Consider the following 8,664-nt stretch of genomic DNA (forward strand, 5'->3'; position numbering starts at 1 on the left):
CTATTCCCCTATTCCCCTATTCCCCTATTCCCCTATTCCCCTATTCCCCTACTCCCTGCGAGCATCATGCCTTACCAATCCCCAATTTCCCCCGGCCGTTCCTGGTACGAGGACACGGCGGGACCGAGGCCCGAATATCCCGGACTGGATCGCGACCGGACATGCGATGTCGTCATCATTGGTGGCGGCTTCACCGGGCTGTCGGCGGCGGCGCATCTGGCCAAGGCAGGCACCAATGTCGTGCTGATCGACGCGTACCGCTTCGGCGATGGCGCCTCGGGGCGCAATGGCGGGCAGCTCGGCACCGGCCAGCGCGCTTGGGCCGAGGACCTGGAATCCGAGTATGGCTTGGCCCGCGCCAAGGCGCTGTTTGATCTTGCCGAAGAGGCCAAGGCGCATCTCCTCGAATTCACTGCCGCCAACCAGATCGATATCGACTATATGCCGGGCCAGCTCTCGGTGGCGCACAAGCCCCGCTATGTCGACGACTACAAGGCGCATGCCGAGATCATGGCGAGCCGTTTTGCCTACCCGCATATCTCGTTCATGGATGCCAGGGAGACGGCGGAGCGGTTGGGCTCGACCGCCTATTTCGGCGGCACGCGCGATACCGGCACAGGGCACATCCATCCGATGAAGCTGGTGATCGGCACGGCGCGGGTGGCAGCGCTTGCAGGCGCGCAGCTGTTCGAGGGGTCGCCGTCGACCGGCATCATGTCCAGTGGCGGCAAGGTCAAGGTTTCGACACCGAGGGGGACGGTGACGGCGCAGAAATGCCTGATAGCGGTCAACGCCTATGGCGGTACGCTCGAGCCGGTGAGTGCCGCGCACATCATGCCGATCGGTTCCTTCATCGGTGCGACCGTGCCTCTGGGAGCGCGTTCGAACGTTTTGCCGGGCGGCGAGGCGGTCGACGATTCGCGCTTCGTCGTGCGCTATTTCCGCAAATCGAAGGACGGGCGGCTGCTGTTTGGCGGACGCGAGGTTTATGGCGTCAACGATCCGAAGGATATCCACATTCACATCCGCCGCCAGATCGCGGAACTCTACCCCGCACTCAGGGATGTCGAGATCACGCATGGGTGGGGCGGCTATGTCGGCATCACTGTGCCGAGAAAGCCTTTCGTGCGCGAAGTGATGCCCAATGTGATCTCGGCCGGCGGCTATTCCGGCCACGGCGTCATGCTGTCGAACTATTTCGGTAAACTCTATGCTGAAACCGTTGCCGGCAACCGCGACCGGCTGAAGCTGATCGAGGATCTGAAAATCCCGCCCTTCCCCGGCGGTCGACGCTTCCGCACGCCGCTGCTGTTCCTGGCGCTCAACTGGTTTGCGTTGCGGGACAGGATCTAGCCGACCGACCTGATGTAATATTGTAATATTCATTGTAACATTTGTTGCCCGTGCGACGCATTGCGCAATTTCCCGCAAAGGCGCAGAATCCCCTATAATGGCGTACTGATGCCACAATCGCAGGCGAAAGCTGCCGGTTCTGGGCGATTGTTCGGGGATTGTTGCGGGACTGCCCGCGTTGTTTTTGGGACCTATGCGGATCAGACGCCGGACTTCCGGCACCGACTGAAAGAACGTCGGCCCGCTTATGGAGGTGGCAAGAGTGAGAGAGCCCTTCAGTTTCGGTACGCCGGAACGTCGGCGCTTTGCCATGCAGTTCGGATACGACATGCGGCCCTCCTTCTGGCAGGAAGTCCGTTCGAACTCGCATCTGGTGATCGCCGCGATCGGCACCGCCGCGTTGCTTAGCGTCGCCGCCGTGGCGCTGTGGCTAGCATTGCCGGCCAGCGACAGGCAAGCGGCAGCGAGCCCCGAGCAGACCATTCCAACCGTTCCGGTGAAGACGACGAAAATAACCCCGGTTGGGGCCGCGGTCGCTGCGGCAGCCGTGCCGGAGGCGCGCAAGTCCGACGCAATTCCGACAACCGTGGCGGCCGCGCAAGCCAATATCCCCGCACTTGCCGCCAATGACCCGCGCTGGACCGGTTCCCAGCCAAAGGAAGCAACCGCGTCCGATTCGACCGCTCCCAAGGCAGCGGACAAGCAAGCGGCGGCATTTGCACAGCCGGCAGCCGATACCGATGCCGCCACCGAACTTGCCAAGGTAGCCGCGCCCAGCGCAGCCGCGGGCAACCACCCCGACGGCGCACAAACTGCCGCCATCCCCGCGGTGCAGCCGCAAGAGCCAGCGGCAGAGGGCGATGACAGCCAAGCCAAGGCGAAGCCAAGGAAAGCCGCAGCCGCCGGAACAGGGCGCATCCTGAGGGCCGTGACCATGCGAAGCGGCCCGAAGAAAAATGCCGCCGCCATCGGTACGGTGCCAGCCAAAACCTCGGTGCAGGTGAAGAGCTGCAAGCAATGGTGCCAGATCACCTACAACGGCAAGACCGGCTGGATCTACAAGAGTTACATCAAGACCGGCGCGTGACGCCTGGCACTTTCAGATGCAGCGGCCGCCATCGACCTCCAGCGCCACGCCGGTGATGAAGGCGGCTTCGTCCGAGGCCAGCCAGAGTGCGGCATTGGCGATGTCGAGCGGCGTCGAAAGCCGGCCGAGCGGGATCGATGCGCGGAACTTCTCGCGGATTTCGGGCGTGTCGGCGCCCATGAATTTCTCCAGCATGCCGGTCTCGCCGGCAACCGGGCAGAGGCAGTTGACGCGGATGTTCTTCGGCGCCAGTTCGACCGCCATCGACTTGGTGGCGGTGATCGCCCAGCCTTTCGACGCGTTGTACCAGGTGAGGCCGGGGCGCGGCCGCAGACCCGCGGTGGAGGCCGTGGTCAGGATGACGCCGCCGCCCTGCCGCTCCATGATCGGCACCACGGCGAGTGCCGCGTGATAGATCGCCTTCATGTTGACTGATGTTATCAGGTCGAAGGTGTCCTCGTCGACATTGAGCATGTCGCCGTTGCGATGGGTATAGCCGGCATTGTTGACCATGATGTCGATGCGGCCGAAGGCGCTTTTGGCGGCATAGACCATCTCGTCGAATTCGGAGCGCAGCGAGACATCGGTCTGGGTCCAGATCGCCGCTTCTCCGATCTCACCGGCGACGCGTTCCGCGCCCCTGGCGTTGAGGTCGGCGACAACGACCCTGGCGCCCTCCTGCGCAAAGCGCCTGGCGATGCCCTCGCCAAAACCCGACGCAGCACCGGTGATGATCGCAACCTTGTTTTCCAGACGCATGTTTTTTCCGCTCACTATTGGTGACGATCAACGGGCACGTCATTGGCGCTCATCCGCGCAAAGCCACGGCTTCTGACTGGATTGGCCGAAAGATGTGGAGCCATCGCTGATTTCTCCTTTGGCTTTCGCGTCGATCCCGCTCTATGCTGCAACTGCGAAGGCTTCCGGAGCCGCGCCTTCGACAAGCCTCCGGGTCATCGGACTGTCAAGGGGCAGGCGCATACACCCAGATGTGACACCATGGCACTGGAAAATTTAAATCGATTAGATTATATCAGCCGCGTCACAGCGACCGGCGTCAAAGCGGACAGACCATGACCAGCCAGATCATCCCCGTCGAGCCTTTCGACTTCATCGTTTTCGGCGGCACCGGCGATCTGTCGGAACGCAAGCTTCTGCCGTCGCTCTATTATCGCCAGCGCGACCATCAGTTTTCGGAGCCGACACGCATCATCGGCACATCGCGCTCGAAAATGAGCGACGAAGAATTCCAGGCCTTCGCCAAACAGGCGATCTCCGAGCACGTCAAACCGGCCGACATCGACGCCAAGGAACTGAAGACTTTCCTGGCGCGACTATCCTACGTCTCGGCCGATGCGACGAGCGGCGCCGGCTTCGACAAGCTCAAGAAAGCGATCGGCGACAGCGACCGCATTCGAGCCTTCTACCTGGCGGTGGCGCCGGCGCTGTTCGGCGACATCTCGCACAAGCTGAAAGAGCACAATCTGATCACGCCGAACTCGCGCATCGTGCTGGAAAAGCCGATCGGCCGCGACCTCGATTCGGCACGCAAGCTCAACGACCTGGTCGGCGACGACTTCCACGAAAGCCAGATCTTCCGCATCGACCATTATCTCGGCAAGGAGACGGTGCAGAACCTGATGGCGCTGCGCTTCGCCAACGCGCTCTACGAGCCGTTGTGGAATTCAGCCCACATCGACCATGTGCAGATCACCGTGGCCGAGACCGTCGGCCTGGAAGACCGCGTCACCTATTACGACAAGGCCGGCGCGCTGCGCGACATGGTGCAGAACCATATGCTGCAGCTGCTGTGCCTCGTCGCCATGGAAGCGCCATCGTCGATGGATGCCGACGCCGTGCGCGACGAAAAGCTGAAGGTGCTGCGGGCACTGAAGCGCATCAACGGCAACGAGGCGCCAAAGCACACCGTGCGCGGGCAGTATCGCGCCGGGGCTTCGGCCGGCGGACCGGTGAAAGGCTATGTCGAGGAACTCGGCAAGGACAGCAACACCGAAACCTTCGTCGCCATCAAGGCCGAGATCGGCAATTGGCGCTGGTCGGGCGTTCCGTTCTATCTCCGCACCGGCAAACGGCTGGCGACGCGGGTTTCGGAAATCGTCATCGAATTCAAGCCGATCCCGCATTCGATCTTCGGCGACAGCGCCGGACCGATCTTCGCCAACCAGCTGGTCATCCGGCTGCAGCCGGACGAAGGCGTCAAGCAGTTCATCATGATCAAGGATCCGGGCCCGGGCGGCATGCGGCTGCGCCAGATCTCGCTCGACATGAGTTTTGCGCAGTCCTTCGACGGCCGCGCACCGGACGCCTATGAGCGGCTGATCATGGACGTCATCCGTGGCAACCAGACCCTGTTCATGCGCCGTGACGAAGTCGAGGCGGCGTGGAAATGGATCGACCCGATCCAGAATGCCTGGGAAAGTGCCAGGCAGGAGGCGCAGGGCTACACGGCGGGCACCTGGGGGCCATCGGCCTCGATAGCACTGATCGAGCGTGACGGGCGGACATGGCACGAGAGCAATTGAACAGCGCCGCCTACAGCTGGAACGGCTTCGCCGGGCGCCAGGAACTGGCGGCCGCCCTTGCAGGTCATGCTGCAGGCAGACTCACCAAGGCGATCGCCGAGCGCGGCACGGGGTTGCTCGCCGTCTCCGGCGGCACCACGCCGGCAAAATTCTTCGCCGCCCTTTCAGCGATACCCATCGCCTGGGACAAGGTGATCGTGACGCTGGTCGACGAGCGTTTCGTGCCGGCCTCTTCGCCACGCTCCAATGCCGGGCTGGTGACCGCCAACCTGTTGCAGAACGCGGCCAAGGCGGCTCGTTTCGTGCCGCTCTATCACGAAGCCACCAGCATCGAGGATGCGGCCTCGTCCGATGATGCAGCGCTCCGGTCCTTGCCATGGCCGCTCGATGTCGTCGTGCTCGGCATGGGGCCGGACGGCCACACCGCCTCGTTCTTTCCCGATGCCGACGATCTGGCAACGCTGCTCGACCCGTCTTCCGACAGGATCGTGCTGCCGGTTCATGCGGCAAGTGCGGGCGAGCCGCGGCTGACCCTGTCGCTGGCGCGCATCGTCGAAGCCGGCTTCATCGCGCTGCACATAGAGGGTGAGGACAAGCGTATCGCCTTCGACGGCGCGGTTGCGCCCGGGCCGCGAAAGCCAATCCGCGCCGTGCTCGACGCAGCGCATAAGCCCGTAGAGGTTTTCTGGGCCCCCTGAATCTCGATTTACTCTGGTCCCGGCAAACGGCGGGAGGATGTTTCCGGGACCTCGCCTGAAAGGACCGACCGCCATGACCGCCAGACGCGACATCGAAGCCATCACCGAACGCATCCGCCAGCGCTCAAAGCCGGGCCGCGAGCGTTATCTCGGCCGCATTGCCGAGGCATCGAACCGCACCGCCAACCGGGCTGTGCTGTCGTGCGGCAATCTCGCCCACGGCTTTGCGGTGTGCAGCTCCTCGGAAAAGCTCGCGCTGGGCGCCGACAAGGTGCCGAACCTCGGCATCATCACCTCCTACAACGACATGCTGTCGGCGCATCAGCCGTTCGAGACCTTCCCCGCGCTGATCAAGGACGCGGCACGCGAAGCCGGCGGCATTGCGCAGGTGGCCGGCGGCGTGCCGGCGATGTGCGACGGCGTCACCCAGGGCCAGCCCGGCATGGAGCTGTCGCTGTTTTCGCGCGACGTGATCGCCATGGCCGCCGCGATCGGCCTGTCGCACAACATGTTCGACGCCGCCGTCTATCTCGGCGTCTGCGACAAGATCGTGCCGGGGCTGGTGATAGCCGCCCTCACCTTCGGCCATCTGCCGGCGGTGTTCATCCCGGCCGGACCGATGACGACCGGGCTGCCCAATGACGAGAAGGCCAAGGTCCGCCAGCTCTACGCCGAGGGCAAGGCCGGGCGCGCCGAACTGCTGGAAGCCGAGTCCAAATCCTATCATGGGCCGGGCACCTGCACCTTCTACGGCACGGCGAATTCCAACCAGATGCTGATGGAGATCATGGGCCTGCACACGCCGGGCGCTTCCTTCGTCAATCCCGGCACCCCGCTGCGCGAGGCGCTGACCCGCGAGGCGACGAAGCGGGCGCTGGCGATCACCGCGCTCGGCAACGCCTATACGCCTGTCGGCCGGATGATCGACGAGCGCTCGATCGTCAACGGCATCGTCGGCCTGCACGCCACCGGCGGCTCGACCAATCACACCATCCACCTGATCGCCATGGCGGCGGCGGCCGGCATAGCCATCACCTGGCAGGATATTTCCGACCTTTCGGAAGCCGTGCCGCTGCTGGCGCGGGTCTATCCGAACGGCCTCGCCGACGTGAACCATTTCCACGCCGCCGGCGGGCTCGGCTTCCTGATCCGCGAACTGCTCGACGAAGGCATCCTGCATGAGGACGTGCAGACGGTGTGGGGCGAAGGCCTGCGGCCCTATGCGGTCGAGGCAAAGCTCGGCGCCGACGGCAGCGTGGTGCGCGAGGCCTCGCCGAAGGCAAGCGGCGACGAAAAGGTGCTGGCGCCGTTCAACAAGGCATTCCAGGCGACCGGCGGCCTGAAGGTGCTGTCAGGCAATCTCGGCCACGCCGTCATCAAGACTTCCGCGGTGAAGCCGGAGCGGCGTATCATCGAGGCGCCGGCCAGGGTCTTCGACAGCCAGCAAGGGCTGAACGATGCGTTCAAGGCAGGCACGCTGACCGGTGATTTCATCGCCGTCATCCGCTTCCAGGGGCCGAAGGCCAATGGCATGCCGGAACTGCACAAGCTGACCACCGTGCTCGGCATCCTGCAGGATCGCGGCCAGCGCGTCGCGCTGGTCACCGACGGGCGCATGTCTGGCGCCTCCGGCAAGGTGCCGGCGGCGATCCATGTGACGCCGGAGGCGGTCGAGGAGGGTCCTATCGCCAGGATCCACGAAGGCGACATCATCCGGCTCGACGCCGAAGCCGGCACACTCGAAGTCCTGGTGCCGGCCGGGGAGTTCGCCTTGCGCCGGACGGCGGATGCCGATCTTATCGGCAACGAGTTCGGCTTCGGCCGCGAACTGTTTGCCGGCTTCCGGCAATTGGTCGGCCGCGCCGACCATGGCGCCAGCGCCTTCGGCACCGCTTGACGGCAGTTCTGCGTCGTTCATGAAAAAGGGCGGCACATGGCCGCCCTCTTGCGGTTGTGCATACGATTCTATTGCACGGTTAGCTCGGCTCGCTCGCCGGCCTTGACCGTCACGTTGCCTTCTTTCGAACTGTTGTCGGGTTTCTCCGAAACGACGGCGTAGTCGCCCGCCGGGATCGCTGCCTGATACTTCTGGTCGAATGCATAGCCAAGCGACTTGCGGTTGCCGTTGATGTCCTTCTTGGCCTCGAAAATCTCGATCTTCGAGGCTCCGGGCGCGGTGATCGCCAGCACGCCGGCATTCATTGCGACCTTCAGATCCTGAAATTCGCCCACCTTGACAGTGAACGGCTGCTCGACGACGGCGAGATCAACCGTCGCAATCAACACATAGTCATCGGGCGGCAGATCGAATTTGCTGTCGGGTCCGTAGGCATAGGTCACCTCGTCCCTGGTTCCGTCGATCTTCGTTTTCGCCTTCGTGACCTTGAAGCCGATGCCCGAACCGTCCGCCTTGTCGCCGCCGGCAGCATAATAAGCATTGGCAACGACATGGCCGACACCGGCAATCATGTCCTTTTCCACGGTCTTGCCGGCAGCCAGCGGAATCGTCTCGGTAGCCACGCCCTGCCCGATCGTGACAGTCACTTTCTCGTCGCCGGCCGGCAACACGGCTTTCGTCGTCCCATAGAAGGTGGCGGGCATGTCAGCACCAGGATAGTCGATGACGACAGCCGCGCCATCGACGACATCCGCCCCCGCGCTCGGTCGCGGGTGGATGATGAGCGTGCCGGCATTCAAGTTGAAAAGCGGCTTGTAGACCTGGCCGGCCTCGATCTTGACCTTCTGCTCGGTCTTGGCCTGGCCGTCACTGGCCACGACGATATAGTCGCCCGGTTCCAGATTGGCCTTGTAGGCGCCGTATTCGGTGCTGACGTAGTCGCCGCGCGTACCGTCGGGTTTGGCCTTGTAGATTTCCCAGGCGTTGCCGTCGGTGACGGGATCGCCGCCCTCGGCAAGCACTGCTATCGGCAGGAAATTGAATTCCGGTTTGGCCGGCGCGGGCGCTGGCGCAGGAGCCGGTTCA

6 protein-coding genes and 1 pseudogene are annotated in these 8,664 nt (G+C 63.7%); 5 read left to right on the plus strand and 2 right to left on the minus strand.

Annotation, left to right across the window (positions count from 1 at the left end; all coding sequences use genetic code 11):
* The first annotated feature begins 66 nt into the window (after positions 1-66).
* Complete coding sequence (locus tag EOB59_RS10980; protein ID WP_128288355.1) at positions 67-1,353, plus strand: FAD-binding oxidoreductase; 1,287 nt, start codon at positions 67-69, stop codon at positions 1,351-1,353.
* Between the two features lie 262 nt (positions 1,354-1,615).
* Positions 1,616-2,440 carry an SH3 domain-containing protein gene (locus EOB59_RS10985; RefSeq protein WP_128288356.1) on the plus strand — a complete coding sequence of 275 codons (825 nt, stop codon included), beginning with the start codon at positions 1,616-1,618 and terminating at the stop codon, positions 2,438-2,440.
* Between the two features lie 12 nt (positions 2,441-2,452).
* Here the strand turns inward: EOB59_RS10985 and EOB59_RS10990 are convergent, their stop codons facing one another.
* The gene (locus tag EOB59_RS10990; RefSeq protein WP_127807881.1) at positions 2,453-3,199 is read right to left on the minus strand and encodes an SDR family oxidoreductase; all 747 of its coding nucleotides are present in this window, start codon (positions 3,197-3,199) and stop codon (positions 2,453-2,455) included.
* 314 nt (positions 3,200-3,513) lie between these two features.
* On the opposite strand from EOB59_RS10990, the gene zwf reads away from it, so the two are divergent.
* From zwf to edd, 3 genes are all read left to right on the plus strand, one after another.
* Complete coding sequence (zwf, locus tag EOB59_RS10995) at positions 3,514-4,983, plus strand: glucose-6-phosphate dehydrogenase (protein ID WP_128288357.1); 1,470 nt, start codon at positions 3,514-3,516, stop codon at positions 4,981-4,983.
* On the plus strand, positions 4,965-5,681 hold the full coding sequence (pgl, locus tag EOB59_RS11000; RefSeq protein WP_127807882.1) for a 6-phosphogluconolactonase: 717 nt from the start codon (positions 4,965-4,967) through the stop codon (positions 5,679-5,681). Before zwf ends, pgl begins: the two co-directional genes overlap by 19 nt.
* Before the next feature lie 73 nt (positions 5,682-5,754).
* The gene (gene edd, locus EOB59_RS11005; protein WP_128288358.1) at positions 5,755-7,578 is read left to right on the plus strand and encodes a phosphogluconate dehydratase; all 1,824 of its coding nucleotides are present in this window, start codon (positions 5,755-5,757) and stop codon (positions 7,576-7,578) included.
* A 68-nt stretch (positions 7,579-7,646) separates the two neighbouring features.
* Here edd and EOB59_RS36170 read toward each other — a convergent pair.
* Positions 7,647-8,664: pseudogene (locus tag EOB59_RS36170) on the minus strand (hypothetical protein); the annotation flags it as partial.

Source organism: Mesorhizobium sp. M7A.F.Ca.MR.176.00.0.0 (assembly GCF_004023165.1).
GTDB lineage: Bacteria > Pseudomonadota > Alphaproteobacteria > Rhizobiales > Rhizobiaceae > Mesorhizobium.